At 69.4% G+C, this 19,539-nt stretch carries 15 protein-coding genes; 6 read left to right on the top strand and 9 right to left on the bottom strand.

Annotated features, from left to right (window positions below):
• Positions 1 to 66 precede the first annotated feature (66 nt).
• Together ACFYOU_RS05535 and ACFYOU_RS05530 are read right to left on the bottom strand one after the other, a co-directional pair.
• Positions 67 to 2,829: a phosphoribosyltransferase domain-containing protein gene (locus ACFYOU_RS05535; RefSeq protein ID WP_391303802.1), complete on the bottom strand. Its 2,763-nt coding sequence runs from the start codon at positions 2,827 to 2,829 to the stop codon at positions 67 to 69.
• Positions 2,830 to 2,841: 12 nt separating this feature from the next.
• Positions 2,842 to 4,008, bottom strand: coding sequence for an HpcH/HpaI aldolase/citrate lyase family protein (locus tag ACFYOU_RS05530; RefSeq protein WP_389762746.1), 1,167 nt, complete (start codon positions 4,006 to 4,008; stop codon positions 2,842 to 2,844).
• A 197-nt stretch (positions 4,009 to 4,205) separates the two neighbouring features.
• Here ACFYOU_RS05530 and ACFYOU_RS05525 point away from each other — a divergent pair, with 197 nt between their 5' ends.
• Entirely contained in the window at positions 4,206 to 5,033 is an 828-nt protein-coding gene (locus ACFYOU_RS05525; protein WP_391303801.1) for a TerD family protein, read from the top strand.
• Positions 5,034 to 5,098: 65 nt separating this feature from the next.
• Here ACFYOU_RS05525 and ACFYOU_RS05520 read toward each other — a convergent pair whose 3' ends face one another.
• The 6 genes from ACFYOU_RS05520 to ACFYOU_RS05495 form a co-directional block, all read right to left on the bottom strand.
• The gene (locus tag ACFYOU_RS05520; protein WP_389762750.1) at positions 5,099 to 5,836 is read right to left on the bottom strand and encodes a Tellurium resistance; all 738 of its coding nucleotides are present in this window, start codon (positions 5,834 to 5,836) and stop codon (positions 5,099 to 5,101) included.
• A gap of 166 nt (positions 5,837 to 6,002) precedes the next feature.
• The gene (locus tag ACFYOU_RS05515; protein WP_391303800.1) at positions 6,003 to 7,145 is read right to left on the bottom strand and encodes a DUF475 domain-containing protein; all 1,143 of its coding nucleotides are present in this window, start codon (positions 7,143 to 7,145) and stop codon (positions 6,003 to 6,005) included.
• Positions 7,146 to 7,219: 74 nt separating this feature from the next.
• Complete coding sequence (locus tag ACFYOU_RS05510; RefSeq protein WP_387004770.1) at positions 7,220 to 7,795, bottom strand: TerD family protein; 576 nt, start codon at positions 7,793 to 7,795, stop codon at positions 7,220 to 7,222.
• A 156-nt stretch (positions 7,796 to 7,951) separates the two neighbouring features.
• A complete protein-coding gene (locus ACFYOU_RS05505; protein ID WP_385487919.1) occupies positions 7,952 to 8,527 on the bottom strand; it encodes a TerD family protein in 576 nt (191 codons plus the stop codon).
• Positions 8,528 to 8,640: 113 nt separating this feature from the next.
• A complete protein-coding gene (locus tag ACFYOU_RS05500; RefSeq protein WP_389762754.1) occupies positions 8,641 to 9,099 on the bottom strand; it encodes a peroxiredoxin in 459 nt (152 codons plus the stop codon).
• A 521-nt stretch (positions 9,100 to 9,620) separates the two neighbouring features.
• Positions 9,621 to 10,058, bottom strand: coding sequence for a DUF3052 domain-containing protein (locus ACFYOU_RS05495; protein ID WP_385488027.1), 438 nt, complete (start codon positions 10,056 to 10,058; stop codon positions 9,621 to 9,623).
• Between the two features lie 587 nt (positions 10,059 to 10,645).
• Between ACFYOU_RS05495 and aceE the strand changes: the two genes are divergently transcribed.
• The gene (gene aceE, locus ACFYOU_RS05490) at positions 10,646 to 13,393 is read left to right on the top strand and encodes a pyruvate dehydrogenase (acetyl-transferring), homodimeric type (RefSeq protein ID WP_391303799.1); all 2,748 of its coding nucleotides are present in this window, start codon (positions 10,646 to 10,648) and stop codon (positions 13,391 to 13,393) included.
• 201 nt (positions 13,394 to 13,594) lie between these two features.
• On the opposite strand, the gene ACFYOU_RS05485 is transcribed toward aceE, so the two are convergent.
• The gene (locus ACFYOU_RS05485) at positions 13,595 to 14,068 is read right to left on the bottom strand and encodes a peptidase inhibitor family I36 protein (RefSeq protein ID WP_391303798.1); all 474 of its coding nucleotides are present in this window, start codon (positions 14,066 to 14,068) and stop codon (positions 13,595 to 13,597) included.
• A gap of 968 nt (positions 14,069 to 15,036) precedes the next feature.
• Between ACFYOU_RS05485 and ACFYOU_RS05480 the strand changes: the two genes are divergently transcribed.
• The 4 genes from ACFYOU_RS05480 to ACFYOU_RS05465 all read left to right on the top strand — a co-directional run bounded on the left by ACFYOU_RS05480 (position 15,037) and on the right by ACFYOU_RS05465 (position 19,373).
• A complete protein-coding gene (locus tag ACFYOU_RS05480; RefSeq protein ID WP_391303797.1) occupies positions 15,037 to 16,248 on the top strand; it encodes an alpha/beta hydrolase in 1,212 nt (403 codons plus the stop codon).
• A gap of 75 nt (positions 16,249 to 16,323) precedes the next feature.
• Positions 16,324 to 17,190, top strand: a complete 867-nt coding sequence (locus ACFYOU_RS05475) for a DUF4429 domain-containing protein (RefSeq protein ID WP_391303796.1) — start codon at positions 16,324 to 16,326, stop codon at positions 17,188 to 17,190.
• 105 nt (positions 17,191 to 17,295) lie between these two features.
• Positions 17,296 to 18,711 (top strand): histidine kinase, encoded by a 1,416-nt coding sequence (locus ACFYOU_RS05470; protein WP_391303795.1) that lies wholly within the window; start codon positions 17,296 to 17,298, stop codon positions 18,709 to 18,711.
• Entirely contained in the window at positions 18,696 to 19,373 is a 678-nt protein-coding gene (locus tag ACFYOU_RS05465) for a response regulator (RefSeq protein WP_389762766.1), read from the top strand. The genes ACFYOU_RS05470 and ACFYOU_RS05465 overlap by 16 nt, the downstream gene beginning before the upstream one ends.
• The last annotated feature ends 166 nt before the right edge of the window (positions 19,374 to 19,539 follow it).

The raw sequence follows: 19,539 nt of genomic DNA, 5'->3' as shown, positions 1-19,539 counted from the left end.
CCAGGTCGCTGGCGACGAGGACCGGGCGTCGGTCGGCATCGGTGGTCGAGCGGTCGGGTGCGGTGCTCACAGCGAGGTCACCGCCTTGCCGTCGGAGCCGGTCGCGCCACGGGTGTAGTGCGGGTGGATGAGCCCGACGCAGCTGTAGGGCAGGTCGTGGACCTCCTCGACGGGGACGCCTCGCTGTTCGGCGAGGAGGCGCACGTGTTCCAGGTCCGCGCCGGCGCCCTGCCGGGCGAGGACCTTCCAGGGAACGCGACGTAGAAGGACCCGCGTGGTCTCCCCCACCCCGGGCTTGACGAGGTTGACGTCGTGGATGCCGTACTCCTCACTGATCCGTTCGACGGCGGCCCACCCTTCCCAGGTGGGTGCCCGGTCGGCGGTGAGCATCTCCTTCACCTGGACGTCGACGGTGTCGACGACCTCGGGGAAGTGGGTGGCGATCTGGTGGAGGAAGTCATGGGAGACGTCCGCACCGGCCAACTCGCGGTAGTACTTGGCCCCGTGGTAGTCGTCCGGTCCCACGAGGTCGGCGCGCAGGACGGTACGGGACACCAGCCCGGAGACCGTGGAGTTGAGGCAGGCCGAGGGGATCAGGAAGTCCTCGCGGGTGCCGTAAGTGCGCACGCAGGCACCGGGGTCGGCCAGAACGGCGATCTCGGGGTGGAAGCCGTGGACTCCGGTGGCCTCCTGGAACTCCTTGAGCGCCTGGGCGAGTTCGCGGGTGATGGCCCCCTTGCCCGTCCAGCCGTCCACGAAGACGACATCGGTGGGGTCGTGGTGGGTCGCGAGCCAGCGCAGGGCGTTCGCGTCGATTCCCCGGCCCCGCACGATGGACACGGAGTAGTGCGGCAGATCGATGCCGTAGCGGTGCAGGGCCCACCGGCGCATGAGGATGCCGACGGGGGTTCCGGCACGCGCGAGGGAGACCAGCACGGGGCGGGGCGAACGCTCGGCGAGGACCAGGTCCGTGACGGTGCCCACGGCCTGGGCGATCCGGCGGGCCGAGACGTCGAGGGCGCTGTGGAAGAGCTGCTGGTACTGCGGGCTCGGCTGGTACTCCACCGGTAGGGACTCCGCGTAGTGGGCCCCTCCTTGCTGGATCGCTTCCTCGCGTTCCTCGGTGGGGGCCTCCAGCGTCACGGAGGACAGGTCCTGGAGCAGCCAGCCGACGTCTTCGGGGGCGTATGAGGAGAAGGCGGGGCCGCGCAGGGGCTCGGGGAGCAAGGAGGGCCTTTCGGAAGTGGGGGCCGCGGAGTGCGGAACACAGGACGGTACGACGGCGAGGACGACCCGGGAGGTGTGACGCGTGAGGAGGGCGAGCAGGCCCTCGGGGGCGTGCAGCGCGGGGGTGTCCGCCACCGAGTCGACCACGAGGACGACGGCGTCGAAGCCGGCGCCGGCCACGTTGTAGGCGTAGCGGTCGCCGGGACCGTCGCCCGGGTCGTCGTGGGCGGGGAAGACGAGACTGCTGCGTATCGCGTAGCCGGGGTCGTCGACGGGGAGCACGGGCGAACGCGTGGTGGTGGAGTAGCGGACGTCGGCGAAGCCGAGTTCCTCCAGCGCGGTGGCGAGCCGCAACGGGGCGTACATCAGCTCTTCGAAGCCGAGCACGAGGACCCGGGGCCGGTCGACCGGGTCGCCGTTCGCCGTTGGAGCGCCGTTCCCACGCGGGAGGTGGGTGGCCAAGTCCTCGGCCAGGCCGGGAAGGGCGGCCTCCAGCCGGGCTCGGTGTTCGGGGGTGAAGCCGTGGCGACCGCCGTCGGGCACTCCTGCGGGCCAGCGCAGTTCGGCCCGGGCCACGGACGCGGGCGGCACGGCCGCCTCCGCCGGATCGGGGTGCCGGTGGCGTTCGGTTCCGGGATGTCCGGTTCCGGGCGCGGTCTCGTACTGGGCGACGAGGGCACGGCCCTTCTCCAGGACCCCGTCGGGCAGCCGAACGGTGCCCGAGGCCGCGGCCACGAGGTCGACCCGCGCGCCGATCTCCCCGGCGAACGCGTCGAGCCGCCCGCGGTCCCCGGGGGAGCGCATGTCGACCAGGGCGACGATGACGTACCGCTGGCGGGGGTAGCGGGCGTGGAGGGCGCGCACGGTGTTGAGGACGGTGTTGCCCGTGGAGAACTCGTCGTCCACCAGGACCAGGGGTCCGTCGCCCGTGAGGAGGTCGGGATCCGCCGGGAGCAGCAGGTGGCTGGTGGCGTGGGAGTGCGCTTCCTCGAACCCCGCGGCTTCCGCGACGCCGGGCACGGGGCGCCGGGTGGAGTGCAGGTAGGGGGCGACGCCGATGCCGTCGGCGACGCAGTGTCCGAGCCCCGTGGCGGTCTCGGCGTAGCCGAGGACCACGGCCCGGCGGGCGAGGTCCTCGCCGAGGAGGTCACGGACCCTTCGGCCCAGGTCGTACCCGTACCGGTGGACGATCGCCGGCGACTGGGGAACGTGTTTGCCCAGCACGTTGGACACGAGCAGGTGGGCCCGCTTGGGGTTGCGGCGCAGCGCGAGTCCCAGCAGGTCGCGGAGCGCTGGCCCGCCGTCGAGCCCGTCCGGGGGCGCGCCGGTGTCCCCGGTCGCGGGCGTGTCCGCGGTCGTACCGGGGTGGAGGGTGACCGGCGCGCCCCGCCCGCTCCCCCGGCCGTCCTGCATGCTCTGCCCCGCTCCGGCACCGGTCCTACCGGTCCGGTCGGTCCTCTCGGCCCTACCGGTCCGGGCACCGTCGGCGGTGGCCTCCGGTCCGTCGGGAACGTCGGGGGCGCCCCCGTCCGGGGCGGCCCCCACCAGTTCGATCCCGAGCCGATCGGCGACCCACGTCCCCGTCCACACCACGTCGTCCACGCTTCCTTACGATCAGCCGGTGAGCCCGGCGGCGAGCAGCTCCACGAAACCGACGTCCTCACGTGCGACGCCGAAGACCTCGGCGCGCTGGAGGGTCCGCTCGGCCCATGCGCGGTGCGGCTTCACCTCGTTCATCTTGTTGGTGTAGGCGGAGCGCATCACTCCGCCGCCTTCGCGGTCGGGCCTCAGGATGTCCCGCGCGTCGCTGTACTCCTCGTGGCTGACCACGGACAGAGCGTGGACCGGGAGCACGTGCGACGGATGGATGCAGGTCTTGCCCAGGAGCCCGTTGACGCGGTCGAGTTCGATCTCGCGCAGCAGTCCGTCGAGATCGTGGTCGATGAGTTCCTGGCGCAGTTCGTCGGCGCTACCGGCGAGGAAGGGGCTGCGGCGCAGTTGGGGCTTGAACATCCGCTCCTGGCGCCGGAAGTACTCCCAGACGGGGCCGGTCACGGTGAAGCCGGTACCGTCGGACCGCCCGAGGAGGTTCACGACGTCCGCGATCACGGACGCCACGATCTGCACGTCGTAGGCGGTCATGTCGGGGGGCCTGCGCAGACCGTACGCGGAGCAGAAGTCGGTGACGCCCAGGCGCAGGGCGAGCACGCGGTCCCGGTACTTGTCGACGGTCCGGGCGATGCCGTCCAGCGTCTCGCGGCGGGACTCCAGGTGCAGCAGTTCCGGGGACTCCAGGACCGGCATCGCGAACAGTCGACGACCGTGGGCGGCCTCCGTGTCCGCGAGTGCTTCCAGGAACGGGACGCCGCGTTCCTCGGTGAACTTCGGCAGTACGAATCCGGACAGGAGCGCCGCCGAGGAACCCAGCCGCCGTACGAGGTCGGGTATCTGTTCCGGGGTGCGGACGCGCATGAACAGCAGGGGCAGGTCACCGACCGGCCGGGTGGCCAACTCGACGAATTGGCGGACGACGTTCTCCTCGGCTTGGGGAACCTCGGAGTCCTCGATCGAGTCCTCCAGACAGATCACCATCGAGATCACGCCTCGACCTGCCTGTTTGCGGATGTCGTCCGCGAGCGTGGGCCTGATGGCAGGGCTGTACAGGGTGGCTCCCAGCGCAACCGCGAGCACACGGGCGGGAGAGTCGGCGGTGAAGTCGCACGGCTCCCGGTGGAAGAGGCGCTGACGCACCTGTGGGGCTATGTGCCCGAAATGACGCATGAGTCTCCCCGTGTTGCCGGAGTGTTCCGACACGATGTGGCCGGTAATAGTACGTAGGAACGTGTGTCAAGGGTTCCCATGCCCCATGAAATCCTGGTAAGCGAAGCATGTCGCCCCGATGGTCGCGCTCCTTGACCTCACCGTGCAGCACGGCACCCGCATTGTCCTGGCGGCGACCGGGAGGGCAGGATGGCCGCATGACGCACGCGATGCTGAAGGGGTCGAACGTCCCGCTCGAAGCCGCGGCGGTCCGTGCCGTGCTGCGGTGGGCCACCGGGCAGGACGTCCCGGACGTCGACGTCTCCGCGCTGCTCCTCGGACCCGACGGCCGAGTCCGGTCCGACGAGGACTTCGTCTTCTACAACCAGCCCCGACACCCTTCGGGCAAGGTGTGGCGGCTCGGGAAGAAGCGGGTGCCGGAGGGGCTCGCCGACACGATCCAGACGGATCTCAGGGGTCTGCCGAGCGAGGTCGACCGGGTCCTCCTGGTGGCGTCGGCGGACGACGTGCCCTTCCACCGGGTGCGGTCCCTGCGCATCCAGGTGCACGACGCCGGCGCCGCGGACGACGAACCGCTCGCGTACTTCGACATCACGCCCGAGACGGGTGCCGAAACGGCTCTGATCTGCGGTGAGCTGTACCGACGCGGCGACGGGTGGAAGTTCCGGGCCGTGGGCGACGGCTATTCGAACGGTCTGGTCGGACTGGCGACGGACTTCGGGATCTCCGTGGACGAGTCGACCCCGGAGAACGGCGGCGCGCCGGAGCAGCCGCTGCCGACGTCCCCCCAGTCGTCCGTGCCCCCGCCCGCCCCGCAGGAGCCGGTCACCCAGCCCGCGTACGGCTACCCCCCGCTGCCGGAGGGCCGCCCGGCGGCCCAGCCCGCGTACGGGTACCCGCACCCCGTGTCGGGGCAGCCCGGCGGCGTACAGCAGCCCTCCTACGGCTATCCGCAGCCGGTCTCCGCGGTGCCGGACCCGGGTTTCCGGCTGCCGCCCCAGGGTCCGCAGTTCCAGCCCCGCTGACCCGGTGACGACCGGGCCCTCGGCCCCCTCTCCCCGGTGGACGCGTGCGGCCCGGGGGCGTGGGCTCAGCGGTCAGCCTTGGACTTGTACCCGCGGCCCCATTGGAGCCCCCAGCCGTACAGCCGGTCGAGTTCCGCCTGGAAGCCGTACACGAACTTCACCTCCCGCCGGACGATCAGCTGGTCCTTGACGTTCTCCAACGAGAACACCGCACAGGAGCGGGCCTGCGGGGCGCGCTCGTCGAGGCTGATCTCGATGCGGGGGCCGCTGCTCGGGTAGAGGGTGACGATGGCGTGGGTGCGGTCGAAGGCGGGCGTCTGGTCGTAGATGTAGACGAAGATCAGGAGCCGCTTGATCGCTTCGCGCTGGTCGAGGTTGATGAAGATCGTCTCGCCGGTGCCGGAGCCGAATCGGTCGTCACCGCTCAGTTTCACGTACGGGGAGCCGTTGAGGTCCCCGAAGAAGCCGCCCAGTGGTTGGACCACGCCCTTGGAGCCGTCCGCCAGCTCGTACAGGCACCCGAGGTCGAGGTCGACGTTGACCATGCTCTGGGTGTGGGCCTGGACGGCGTCGGGTTTGAACATCCTGAACGGGTTGCTCAGCAGCCCGCCACGGTCCGGGCCCCCTATGTCGGAGGTGCGCATCCGCCAGGACAGGTTGACGCGCAGGTTCCCGGTGGCCGCCCCCTGCTTGGTGAGCGAGACCGACGGGTTCCGCTTGGTGAGTTCGATGGAGTTGGTCGCCGAGCTCCCGGACTCGAAGTCCGCCGAGCGCCCGCGCCACAGACTGTCCCAGAAGGACATGCAGCCCCCCAATGCCCTGATATCCCCGGGCCCGGCGGTGTCGGCCCGGGCTTCCTTGCGTACGGAGCGGGGCGGCCGTGGGAACCATGTCCCACGGCCGCCCCGCTGAGAGCGTTCCTCGTGGCGAGCCCGGTCACACCCTCGAACCGGTCACATCAGCCGGTGCTCATGCCTTGGAGGTGATCTTCGGCTTGCCGTCCGAGTTCTCGGTCCCGCCGCCGGCCGCTGCGAGGGCACGGTTGCGACGGACCGACGACCAGAACGACCAGCCGATCAGGACCACGCCCACGAGCCCGGTGATGACCTCGTTGACCTCGTACCGAATGGTGATCAACAGGATCGCGGCGAGTGCGCCGATCGCGTAGTGCGCGCCGTGCTCCAAGTAGACGTAGTCGTCGAGGGTGCCCTCACGGACCAGGTAGACCGTGAGGGAACGGACGTACATCGCGCCGATACCGAGGCCGAGCGCCATGAGCACGATGTCGTTGGTGATCGCGAAGGCGCTGATCACCCCGTCGAAGGAGAAGGAGGCGTCCAGCACCTCCAGGTACAGGAACATGAAGAACGCGGCCTTGCCCGCCATCAGCACCACGGGCTTGCCGCTGCGCTTGGCGGTCTCCTCGGCCTCGTGTTCGCGCTCCTCCTGCTCTTCGAGCCTGCCCTCGAAGAACCCGGAGAGACCACCGACGACGAGGTAGGTGATGAGTCCGGCGATGCCGGAGAGCAGCACCGTCTCCGTCTTGTCGGCATGGGTGCCGCCGTGCTGGTGGGCCTGCGGGGCGAGGGCGACCGCGCTGACCAGGAGCACGATCAGGGCGAGGCAGACCGACAGCATCTCGACCTTGCCGAGCCTGGCGAGCGGGCGCTCGATCCAGCGCAGCCACTTGATGTCCCGCTCCTCGAAGACGAAGTCGAGGAAGATCATGAGCAGGAACATGCCACCGAAGGCGGCGATGGAGGCATGGGCGTCAGTGACGAGTTCCTCGTAACGGTCCTTCTCGGTGAGCGCGAGATCGACCGCCTCGATCGGGCCGAGCCCCGCACTGACGGCCACGATCACCACCGGGAAGACCAGTCGCATACCGAAGACGGCGATCAGGATGCCGATGGTGAGGAAGATGCGCTGCCAGAAGGCGTTCATCTTCTTCAGGATTCCGGCGTTGACCACCGCGTTGTCGAAGGACAGCGAGATCTCCAGGATGGAGAGTATGGCGACGACTCCGAAGCCGACCCATCCCCCGTACAGCAAGGCCGCGACCAGACCGAGCGCGGTGACCGCGAACGACCAACCGAAGGTTTTGAGAATCACTGGCTACCCATTCCTGTCACGGGGGTCCCCCGGTAGGAGTCCGGCAGGAGGTCACCCCCGCACCGGGCCCAGCTTCACGAAACACTGACCCCGAAGTCTAGAGCGATGCCCCTCAAACCCGATGCGTACCCCTGTCCCACCGCACGGAACTTCCATTCACTGCCGTAACGGTAGACCTCGCCGAAGATCATCGCCGTTTCGGTGGAGGCGTCCTCCGAGAGGTCGTAGCGGGCGAGTTCCTGACCGTCCGCCTGATTCACGACACGGATGAATGCGTTGTTGACCTGGCCGAACGTCTGCCCCCGGGCGTCCGCCTCGTGGATGGAGACCGGAAAGACGATCTTCTCGCAAGCCACCGGGACCAGGGAGAGGTCGATCACCAGGGACTCGTCGTCACCGTCGCCCTCACCCGTGAGGTTGTCTCCGGTGTGCGTCACGGAGCCGTCCGGGCTGGCCAGGTTGTTGTAGAAGACGAACCACTCGTCGCCGAGGATGCGGCCCGCATTGCACAGCAGCGCGCTGGCATCGAGATCGAACGGGGCTCCCGTGGTGGAACGTGCGTCCCACCCGAGGCCGACCAGGATCTGTGTGAGGTTCGGTGCGGCCTTGGATAGGGAGACATTGCCCCCCTTGGCAAGCGTGACACCCATGTTCGTCGTCCTCCCCGAGGTGATGCAGCGCCATCCCGGGGACGGACAGACACACGGCCGTGCCGTGTTCCCCCCGGGCCCCCGACCGGGGGCTGTTGTCCTGCCCGACCCGGTGCGACGCCGCGCAGGCGTCGCACCGGACGGTCGTGCTCCGACTCAGACGTTGACGCCGAAGTCCTGCGCGATGCCGCGCAGGCCCGAGGCGTAGCCCTGGCCGATGGCACGGAACTTCCACTCCGCGCCGTTGCGGTACAGCTCGCCGAAGACCATCGCGGTCTCGGTGGAGGCGTCCTCGGAGAGGTCGTAACGGGCGATCTCCTGGTTGTTCGCCTGGTTCACCACCCGGATGAACGCGTTGCGGACCTGTCCGAAGGACTGCTGGCGGCTCTCGGCGTCGTAGATGGAGACCGGGAAGACGACCCGGGCCACGTCCGCGGGGACTGCGACCAGGTTCACCTTGATCTGCTCGTCGTCGCCTTCGCCCTCACCGGTGAGGTTGTCACCGGTGTGCTCGACCGAGCCGTCCTGACTCTTCAGGTTGTTGAAGAAGACGAAGTTCTGGTCGCTGGTGACCTTGCCCTCCGTGTTGGTCAGGATGGCGCTGGCGTCCAGGTCGAAGTCCGTACCCGTGGTGGTGCGGACGTCCCAGCCCAGCCCGATCACGACCGCGGTGAGGCCGGGCGCCTCCTTGGTCAGCGATACGTTGCCGCCCTTGCTGAGGCTGACTCCCACAAGTCCTCCCAATGGTGTCTAGGGGCGGGGAGCCCCGTCGTGCTCTGGTATCGGATCAACGTTTCGATCCTAGTGACGGGTTCCCGTGCTCCGCAGGGGTTGGTCCCGAAGAATCACAGGGTGTCGAGGGCCTTCACGTAGTCGTTCAGGTCCCGGGCGTCCGGCAGGCCGTTCACGATCGTCCAGCGCACGACGCCCTCCTTGTCGATGACGAAGGTGCCGCGGACCGCGCAACCCTTGCCCTCGTCGAACACGCCGTACGCGCGCGAGGCTTCACCGTGCGGCCAGAAGTCGGACAGCAGGGGGTACTCGAGGCCCTCCTGCTCGGCGAAGACGCGCAGGCTGAACGGGGAGTCGTTGGAGACCGCGAGCAGCTGGACGTCCTCGTTGACGAACTTCGGCAGTTCGTCGCGCAGCGCGCACAGCTCGCCCGTGCACACACCGGTGAAGGCGAACGGGTAGAAGAGCAGGACGACGTTCTTCTCACCGCGGAAGTCGGACAGGCGCACGGTCTCGCCGTGCTGGTTCCTGAGCTCGAAGTCCGGGGCCTTGGTACCGACCTCAATCGCCATGGTCACGCATTCCCTTCGCGGGGCTGTTCGGGTGGTGGTCACCACCCTACGCAGCGCGAAGGCTCAGGTCTGTGGCAGGGGAGACCGCGTCGGAACGGGGGCGGCGTCCCTCCTGCGAGCCGGCAGGGGCCGGGGCCGGGCCGACCCCGGGCCGCCGAGGCTGCGGGAGCCCGGGAGAAGTGCGCGCACTACGCGGTCCGCGGGCTTGGGGGCCGCAGGGTCCGTGGGGCTCAGGGGGGAAGCAACCGGGTACGGGGCCGGGTACGTGGATGCCGCGGCGCGGCCCGCGGGACCGGGATTCCTGTGTTGCCCCACAGGGGCGGGCTCGGAACAGCCTCGACGCGCTCTCGGGGACGCGCAGAGCCCCGCCGGGCACGCTCCGTGAGTGACCCGGGAGTGACCCAGGAGTGACCCGGAAGCACCTCGGGAGCGACGAAGTCCCCGCCGACCGGGTCGACGGGGACACACGCTGGAGTGCGTAGGGCTCCCGTGGGGCGTTGATCCCCCACGGGAACGCAGTGTCAGCGCTTCTTTGCTGCGGCCTTCGGCGTGACCAGGCGGCTCCCTGTCCAGTCCTTGGCCACGCTGATGCTCTTGGTCTGGGAAAGACCCGCGGTCTGCGCGGACTCGTTGATGTCGCTCGGTTCGACGTAGCTGTCCCGGCCGGTCTTGGGCGTCAGCAGCCAGACCTGGCCGCCGTCGTCGATCAGCCCAATGGCATCGACCAGCGCGTCCGTCAGATCGCCGTCGTCCTCGCGGAACCACAGCACTACGACATCGGCGACATCGTCGTACTCCTCGTCGACGAGGTCGCTGCCGATGGTCTCCTCAATGGCCTCGCGGAGTTCCTGATCGACATCGTCGTCGTAGCCGATCTCCTGGACCACCTGCCCGGGCTGGAACCCCAGCCTGGCGGCAGGGTTCGTCCGCTCCTCCGCGTGGTCCGCGGTCGCGCTCACCGTTTGCCTCCTGATCATGTTCGGATGTTGTCCTGATGGCCTCGCGCCAGCGCGGGGCGTTGGCCGTAGTCCACACGGGCGGGGCGGATCGCGCAAGTACCCGGCCGTCGAGACCGCCGAAACGGTGACGTTCCCGACCGTGTCACCGCAACTTCCGATACGAAATCGCGGCAATCAGTGACACACACCACGACAGTGTGCCCTATTCGCCCGCTTCGCGAACCGGAGTCCGGGTAGGTGGAGCCTCGAAGAATTCCCGAGAAGCACCAAGGGGCGCGGCGAAGCTCCAGAAGCGGGGGGTCAGGGAACGGGCAGAGGTCGACCACCCGCAGCCCGTCCGTCACGGACAAACCATACGGGCACACGAGGGCCGAACGGACACGGCACCGACGAACGGCCCGGATCGACTGACACACAGTGGGCGTATCGTTACGTTTTGGAAGAGCATGCCCCATTTGCCGAGTCAGGATTCCGGTTACCTCTCGGTACGAATGACGTTTCCCACCCCGAGGTACACGATGGGAGACGGCGCACCCACCAGAAGTGGCAAGTCCCACGACCGTGCCACCGGACAGCGAAGGAACAGCGTGGCTTCCGGATTCGATCGCAACCCGATCATCATTGGCGGCCTTCCGAGTCAGGTCCCCGATTTCGATCCCGAAGAGACCCAGGAGTGGCTCGACTCGCTCGACGCCGCCATCGACGAGCGGGGGCGCGAACGGGCCCGCTACCTGATGCTCCGCCTCATCGAACGGGCACGCGAGAAGCGCGTGGCTGTGCCCGAGATGCGCAGCACGGACTACGTCAACACCATCGCCACCAAGGACGAGCCGTTCTTCCCGGGCAACGAGGAGATCGAGCGCAGGGTCCTCAACGCCACGCGCTGGAACGCCGCGGTGATGGTGTCGCGCGCCCAGCGCCCGGGGATCGGTGTCGGCGGGCACATCGCCACCTTCGCTTCGTCCGCCTCCCTCTACGACGTGGGCTTCAACCACTTCTTCCGGGGCAAGGACGAGGGCGACGGCGGCGACCAGATCTTCTTCCAGGGCCACGCTTCGCCGGGGATCTACGCACGGGCGTTCCTCCTCGATCGACTTTCCGAACGCCAGCTCGATGCGTTCCGTCAGGAGCGGTCGAAGGCCCCCGACGGGCTGCCCAGCTATCCGCACCCGCGGCTGATGCCGGACTTCTGGGAGTTCCCGACGGTCTCGATGGGGCTGGGCCCGCTCGGCGCGATCTTCCAGGCCCGCATGAACAGGTACGTGGAGGCCCGGGGCATCGCGGACACCTCCTCCTCGCACGTGTGGGCCTTCCTCGGTGACGGCGAGATGGACGAGCCGGAGTCGCTGGGCCAGTTGTCCATCGCCGCTCGCGAGGGGCTGGACAACCTGACCTTCGTGATCAACTGCAACCTCCAGCGGCTGGACGGTCCGGTCCGGGGCAACGGCAAGATCATCCAGGAGTTGGAGTCCCAGTTCCGGGGAGCCGGCTGGAACGTCGTGAAACTGGTCTGGGACCGCTCGTGGGACCCGCTGCTGGCCCAGGACCGGGACGGCATCCTGGTGAACCGGTTGAACACCACCCCCGACGGGCAGTTCCAGACGTACGCCACGGAGACGGGGGCGTACATCCGGGACCACTTCTTCGGCGACGACCACCGACTGCGCGCGATGGTCGCGAGCATGACCGACGACCAGATCCTGCACCTGGGCCGGGGCGGCCACGACCACCGGAAGATCTTCGCCGCCTTCTCCGCGGCGAAGGCCCACAAGGGTCAGCCCACGGTGATCCTGGCGCAGACGGTCAAGGGATGGACGCTGGGCCCCAATTTCGAGGGCCGCAACGCGACCCACCAGATGAAGAAGCTCACGGTCGACGACCTGAAGGGATTCCGCGACCGGCTGCACCTGCCGATCAGCGACCGGCAACTCGACGACGGTCTGCCGCCCTACTACCACCCGGGCCGCGACTCGGAAGAGATCCAGTACATGCACGACCGCCGCACGGCACTCGGTGGATACGTGCCGTCGCGGGTGGTGCGGGCGAAGCCCCTGGTACTGCCCGACGACAAGGCCTACGCGAGCGGCAAGAAGGGGTCCGGTCAGCAGTCGATCGCCACCACGATGGCCTTCGTGCGGCTGCTCAAGGACCTGATGCGGGACAAGGAGATCGGGAGGCGGTTCGTTCTGATCGCTCCGGACGAGTACCGCACGTTCGGTATGGACTCCTTCTTCCCGAGCGCCAAGATCTACAATCCGCTCGGTCAGCAGTACGAGTCGGTGGACAGGGACCTGCTCCTCGCGTACAAGGAGTCGCCCACGGGGCAGATGCTGCATGACGGTATCTCCGAAGCGGGTTGCACGGCCTCGCTCATCGCCGCGGGTTCGGCCTACGCCACGCATGGCGAACCGCTCATCCCGGTGTACGTCTTCTACTCGATGTTCGGTTTCCAGCGCACCGGTGACCAGTTCTGGCAGATGGCCGACCAGTTGGCACGCGGGTTCGTCCTGGGGGCCACCGCCGGGCGCACGACGCTGACCGGCGAGGGCCTCCAACACGCCGACGGTCACTCGCAGTTGCTCGCCTCCACCAACCCGGGTTGCGTGGCCTACGACCCGGCCTACGCGTACGAGATCGCCCACATCGTGCGGGACGGGCTGCGCAGGATGTACGGCGAGACCGAGGACGGTTCGCCCGGTGAGGACGTCTTCTACTACCTCACCGTCTACAACGAGCCGATCCAGCACCCGGCCGAGCCGGAGGACGTCGATGTCGAGGGCATCCTGCGGGGCGTGTACCGGCTGAGGGCGGGTGACCGCGGCTCGCTCCCGGCCCAGATCATGGCGTCAGGCGTCGCCGTGCCCTGGGCGTTGGAGGCCCAGGGGATCCTGGCCGAGGAGTGGGACGTCAAGGCCGATGTGTGGTCGGCGACCTCCTGGAACGAACTCCGCCGGGAAGCGGTCGAGGTGGAGCGGCACAATCTGCTGCACCCACAGGAGGAGCAGTTGGTGCCGTACGTGACGCGGAAGCTGTCGGGCGCCGAAGGTCCGTTCGTCGCGGTGTCCGACTGGATGCGATCCGTTCCCGACCAGATCGCGCGCTGGGTGCCGGGTACCTATCAGTCGTTGGGAGCCGATGGATTCGGCTTCGCGGACACCCGGGGCGCGGCGCGGCGCTACTTCCACATCGACGCGCAGTCGATCGTGGTGGCCGTGCTCACCGAACTGGCACGGGAGGGCAAAGTGGACCGGCCAGTCCTCAAGCAGGCGATCGACCGGTACCAGCTGCTGGACGTGACTGCCGCGGACCCGGGTGCGGCCGGGGGCGACGCCTAGCGCTCTTTCGCGGGGGTCAGGCCGGGCCAGTGGGCGGGCCCCTCCTTGCCTCCTGTGCCTCTGTGCCCCTGTGCCCCTGTGCCCCTGTGCCCACGAGAAGCCAGACGGGGGGGGCGTAGCTCGGTCGCCCTACGGTCCGGGGCGGGATCAGGGACCGTAGGGAGTCCGGGCGTCCGTACCGATGGCCGGCGGTCCCGACCGTCAGTTCTCCCACACCTTGAACGCTCGGATGCGGTGAGGTGACTGCGGGGTCCAGGTGCCGTTCCCGGGGTAGGTGTCGAACTCTCCGATCTCTTCACACTCGGCGGACTGGTAGGTGGTGACGGGACGTCCGAGCCGATTGGCGAGAGCCTGCGCGCTGCTCCCCGCCGGCAGCGCGACGCAACTCTCGATGTCGATCTCGGACAGTTCGTAGGTGAGCCGGGTGCCCTTGAAGTCGTTCTTCGCCCACAGACACAGCTCGCCCGGTCCGCAGCGGCCGAGCGTCGTGGCGGTGGTCGCTGCGGCGGTTCGGGGCTGGGTGCTCGGAACGGCCCGTTGCTGGGTCGCCACGCGGTCCGGCGGGCTCGCGGGACGGACGGTCGGCACATTGGCGGTGCCCGCGTGAGCGGGGCCGAGGAGCACGGCCACCGTGGCGACCGCGAGGGTGGTGGACCTGAGCAGGGTGGAGCGCATGTGGTTCATCCCCCGTGTTGGACTGATCACTTGGTGCAACCATCGCCGGTCGCGGGGAGCGGAAGGAAGCCCTCCGGGCATGTGCCACCCGGACAGGCGAAATCCCCACCGCTCGGGAACTGTTGGGGCGTCCCAGATGTTGGTGGCCGTTTTCCGAAGGCCGGAACCTCGCGTTCGGCCGCGCCGGCGTGGGGCCGAACACGCCTTCACGGGTGGGACGTTGGATGTCCATCGAGGCCGGACGTCGACCGCGCCGCAGCCACAATCCGCGTTGGCCCGGCTCAGTCAACCGCGCCGCGAAGCCCGCAACGAACCCGGCACCCGGGGCGATGAGGCAGGCGGGACCCGTTCCTCGGTGATCGTCACAGCGGCCACGGAGCCGTCCGGAGCCGCCGGTGCGGCATCCGCCGGGCAACCGCGACCACGCGGTCGAACCCCTCGGGCCGATGATCGGATCGCCACCCGCGCATGACGAGACGCTGACGCCGCTTCGGCGAGACGGAGGAGGAGATCGCACGGCTGATCGTCGCGCGCGAGGGTCTCGACGGGCAGGACCACTGCCGTCCGTGGGTAGCGGTCGCGGCGTGCGGCGGCGTGCGCATCACGGGCCGGCTCCTGGGTCGCGGGCCAGGACACCAACATCTCCCCTGCGGAATCTCACCGAGCGCTACCCGGACGTGGCGGCTCCCGCGCCCACGGCGGACCGGCACGGCGCACACGCCGAGTAGCGCACCGTCCCGCCCACGGGCCCCTCGACGGTGTCAACTGGAGTCCGCGTCCGACACGCGAGTGCAGACCCCACGACCGTAGAACCGTACGATCTCCGCACGTGGAGACCCACGCCCAAGGCCAGGGAGGCGATCCACGCTCTTCACGGCACCACCCCGTAACGGCATTCCGCTCGGGGAAACGTGATCTGCGTCACGCATCGCCCAGGGGGGTGTGAGCGTCTCCTAGGGTGTCCCGCAGTGACTTCCTCCGATGCATCCCCCCAACTCGACGTCTGGCGCGCCCTGGTCGCCCTGGGCGTCGTCTTCATCATGCTGGCGACCACCGGCTGGACGGCGCACGGCAGCCGACGCGACGGTGACGCACCGCTCAAGGCCGCGCTGGCTGCCTGGGAGGACGGACACGTCCAGGGGCGGGAACTGCCCGACCCCCGGACGCCCCCGCGGCAGCTCGCCCGGTTCTTCGCCTCGCTCACCAACGACCAGCGCGAACGGTTGGCCGACCGCCACCCGCTCGTGGTCGGCAACATGAACGGTGCCCCGCTCACCCTGCGCTACCGGGCCAACCGCACCGCCCTGGACGTCGCCCGGGAAGCGGAATCCCGGCGCGTGCGCGACGACCGCCTCTCGCCCGAGGGCCAGCGTCAGGCGGAACGCCGGATGCACCGCTACGCGGCCTTCATGCACCCCGACCGCCGCGTACTCGCCTTCGACCCGACCGGCCCCGGGCGGATCGCGGAAGTCCTCGGCGACCTCGCCCACGCACAGCGCGTCTCCGTCATCGTCCCGGGCGTCGACACCAGCCTGATGACCTTCGAACGGCCCGACCGGGCGCACTCGACGCCCCTGGGCATGGCCCGAGCCCTGTACGAAGCGGAACGCGCCGCAGCGCCCGGGACCCGCACCGCCGTGATCGCCTGGGCCGACTACACCGCCCCCGAAGGGCTCGGCGTCGAGGCGGCCACGGCAATACGGGCCAGGAGCGGTGCGATCCGGCTCAACGCTATGGTGCGCGGGCTCCCCGGCAGGGCGGAAGTCGCCCTCTACTGCCACAGCTACGGTTCCGTGCTGTGCGGCGTCGCCGCGCCCGCCCTGCCCTCCCGCGTGACGGACATCGCCGTCGCCGGCAGCCCGGGAATGCGCGCCGACCGGGCGTCCCACCTCGACACCCGCGCCCGGATCTGGGCCACGCGCGACGGTGACGACTGGATCGAAGACGTGCCCCACCTCGAACTGGGCGGCATCGGACACGGCGCCGACCCCTTCTCCCGGGCGTTCGGGGCGAGGCTGTTGTCCGCGAGCGGCGCGGACGGTCACACGGGCTACTTCGAACCCGGAACCGAGAGCCTGAGCAACTTCGCGGAGATCGGCGTGGGCGCCTTCCTGGGGCTGCGCTGTGCCGATCGGGATGACAGTTGCAGAAGTGGACTGCCCTCGGCCGCGAAGGTCTGACGCGCGTAGAGAACGGGACAACTGCGGCTCGTCGCAGGCGGGACGGAGGCGTCCGTGCCGCATACGATGACCCGCATGGGTGATGTACTGGCCGGATTTCACGCCGCTTGGGAGTTCGCGTCCGACTCCGTGCACATCCGCTTCGAACGGGGGATACGCACGCCCAAACTCTTCCAGGCACTCGTCGAGCGCCGTGTCCCCCACGAGGCGATCACCGCGGTCACGTTGACCCCGGGGAGACGCGGCACCGTCGTCCTGCACGCCGTGCCCCGCCCCGGGGCCGACCCGCTGATGGACGCGGCCGCCGGGCAATTGAAGGAGGCCTCCGACCCCTACCGACTGGTGCTCCCGGTGGAGCGTGCGACGCTCGCCGAGTACTACGCCGACGAACTGCGCCCGCTCATCTCACGCGACAGTCCCGTCCGTCCCGCCGGCCGCTACCTGGTGGCCCCTCCCGCACCACCCCTCACGTTCAAGGCGTACGACGGCAAGGCGGCCTTCGACGGAACGGCCGTCTCGTACCGCTGGTCGTGGACGGGCGCTTCCTCGACCAAGTGGAAGGCCGGCGACCAGAAGTTCCCGGTGGCCGACCTCAGTGGCGTCGAGTGGCGTTCCCCCGAGCTCTTCGAAGGCCACCTACGACTGCTGCGCCGCGACGAACCCGGGCCGACCGGGCAGGCCGACCAGGACCCCGCCGCGGTCGTGTTCGGCCTCGGGTACGGACCCGTTCACGAGTCCTTGCCGTTCGCCGCGTCGGTCCTGGCCGCCGTGCGCTCGGCGGGACCGGTGGCGTCGGCGTCCGCCCAGCCCTCCCCGTCGGGCCGCAGGGACCCCGCTGACATCGCCGACCGCATCCGGCATCTCGGCGAACTGCACCAGGCCGGTCTCATCACCGACGAGGAATTCCTCTCCAAGAAGGCCGAGTTGCTCGCCGAGCTCTGACCGCGCTGCTGGCCCTCTCCCCCCTCTCATACCTCGGTATGAGAGGGGTTCCAGCCCCTCGGTATGACGGCACGGTCGTCCACCCTTTCCTACGCTGAGCGGGACATGAGCACCACACCCACCTCCCCCGAACCCTCCGAACACGGGCCGGGGCCCACACCGGGGCAGCGGTCGTTCGTCCTCGTCATGGACCGGCTGCGCCACGCCGGTTCCCTGCTCACCGCTCCCCCGAAGCGCCCCCGAGCGCTACTGGCGGACTCGCCCCGCGCTTGGGTCCGACGGTTACCCCATCTCGTCGCGCTCGCCCTGGTGGCGATCCTGCTGCCGGTCACCGCCCACCTCCTCACGAACCACTACGCCATCGGCATCGGGCTCGCCACCCTCCTCGCGGTGGCACAGGCCGGTCCCCTCCTCCTCGCCGTGACCCGGCCCCTGCGTGCCTGGGGGATCATCGCGGTCGCGGACGTGACCGGTGCGGTGGCGGCGATCGGCTCGACCGGGTCCAGACCGGCGCCCTGGACGCCCACGATCATCATCGGCTACCTCGCCCTCTGCGTCGCACTGTCCCAGCGGGAGGGTCGACGCACGCTCGGCGCCGTCTGGCTGGCGACCCTCGTCGCGACAGCGGTGCTCACCGAGTACAACTCCCCCGGCAGCCACAGCACGAGCGCCGTGACGATCGCCCTCAGTGGCGGGGTCCTGCTCCTCGGGGCCCTGGTGAAGGAACGTCGGGAAGCGCAGCACAGACTCGCGGAGCAGGAGACCATCAACGAGGCGGAGCGTTCTCACCGCACCCTTCTGGAGGAACGGGCCCGGATCGCCCGCGAGTTGCACGATGTGGTCGCCCACCACATGTCGGTGATCACCGTGCAGGCCGACTCCGCTGCGTACCGATTGTCGGATCTTTCCCCGGAAACGGTGCGGGAGTTCGAGTCGATCGCGGCGGGAGCGCGCGAGTCCCTGGGCGAAATGCGACGGCTCCTGTCCGTTCTGCGCAGCGAGGACGCGGCGGGTGAGCGAGTTCCTCAACCCGGCCTCGACCGACTGCGGCAGTTGGCCGACGCGACCGTGCGGGCGGGCGTTCCGGTCGTGTTGTCGCTGCCTGAGATCACCCTCGTCAAGTTCCTGACGCGGCTCTCCCCGGTCGTCGAGCTGTCCGCGTACCGCATCGTGCAGGAAGCTCTGGCCAACGTCGTGCGGCACGCGCCCGGGGCACGCACCGAAGTGCTCATTTCCACTGACGGCGACCATCTGACCGTCGTCGTCGTGAACCGACCCGCACCCCGGCGAGCCGTACCGTTGGAGCTCGGCTCGACCGGGCACGGGCTCACGGGCATGGCGGAACGCGTCAGGTTGGTGGGCGGCACGCTCGACGTCGGCCCCCTGCCGGACGGGGGCTTCCGCGTGGCCGCTCGTCTGCCCGTCGCCGAGCCCCGCGGCACCACTGCCCCGCCGCCAGAGCCTTCGCCGACCTCCACTGCCAACCCCGAGGAGCACCGCAGCACATGGCCATCCGCGTGATCATCGTCGACGACCAGGCCATGGTCAGGGCGGGGTTCGCCGCACTCCTGGCAGCGCAGAGCGACATCGACGTCGTGGGCGAGGCCCCGAACGGCAAGGACGGCGTCACCCTCAGCCGCACCGCCCACCCGGACCTCGTCCTCATGGACGTCCGCATGCCCGAGATGGACGGTCTGACGGCCACCCGCGCCCTGCTGGACCCGCCTCCCGGCGTGGTGCACCGACCCAAAGTGCTCATGCTCACGACCTTCGACGCGGACGACTACATCTTCGAGGCACTGCGCGCCGGGGCCTCGGGCTTCCTCCTCAAGGACGCACCGCCCGCCGACCTCATCTCCGCCGTGCGGATCGTGGCAGGCGGCGACGCCCTGCTCGCCCCCTCGGTGACACGCAAGTTGATCGCCGAGTTCGCGGAGCGGAAGACCAGTTCCCGCAGGGAGCGCTCGCTCGCACTGAACGGTTTGACCCCGCGCGAGACCGAGGTGCTGGGTCTGATCGCGCGGGGGCTGTCCAACCAGGAGATCGCGGGACGTCTCGTGCTCGCCGAACAAACGGTCAAGACCCACATCGGCCGGGTGCTGGCCAAGCTGAACCTGCGGGACAGGGCACAGGCCGTGGTCTTCGCCTACGAGTCCGGGCTCGTCACGCCCGGAGAGTCGTAGTACGGCACATGAGCGCGGTGCAACAGTGGGCCCAGCTCGCTCTCACCTGCTGTCGCGCCGCACCGGGGTACGGCGGCCTCATACCCCGGTATGAGGCAAGGCTTGGCACCGCAGTGTGATGTGTGGCCCCTTCTCCCCTTCGTACCTTTCCCCTCGTCAGGCAGTC

Source organism: Streptomyces sp. NPDC005955 (genome assembly GCF_042871255.1).
In the GTDB taxonomy this organism is placed as follows: domain Bacteria; phylum Actinomycetota; class Actinomycetes; order Streptomycetales; family Streptomycetaceae; genus Streptomyces.
The sequence above is the reverse complement of the archived record's forward strand: the minus strand, read 5'-3'. Positions and strand labels throughout refer to the sequence as shown.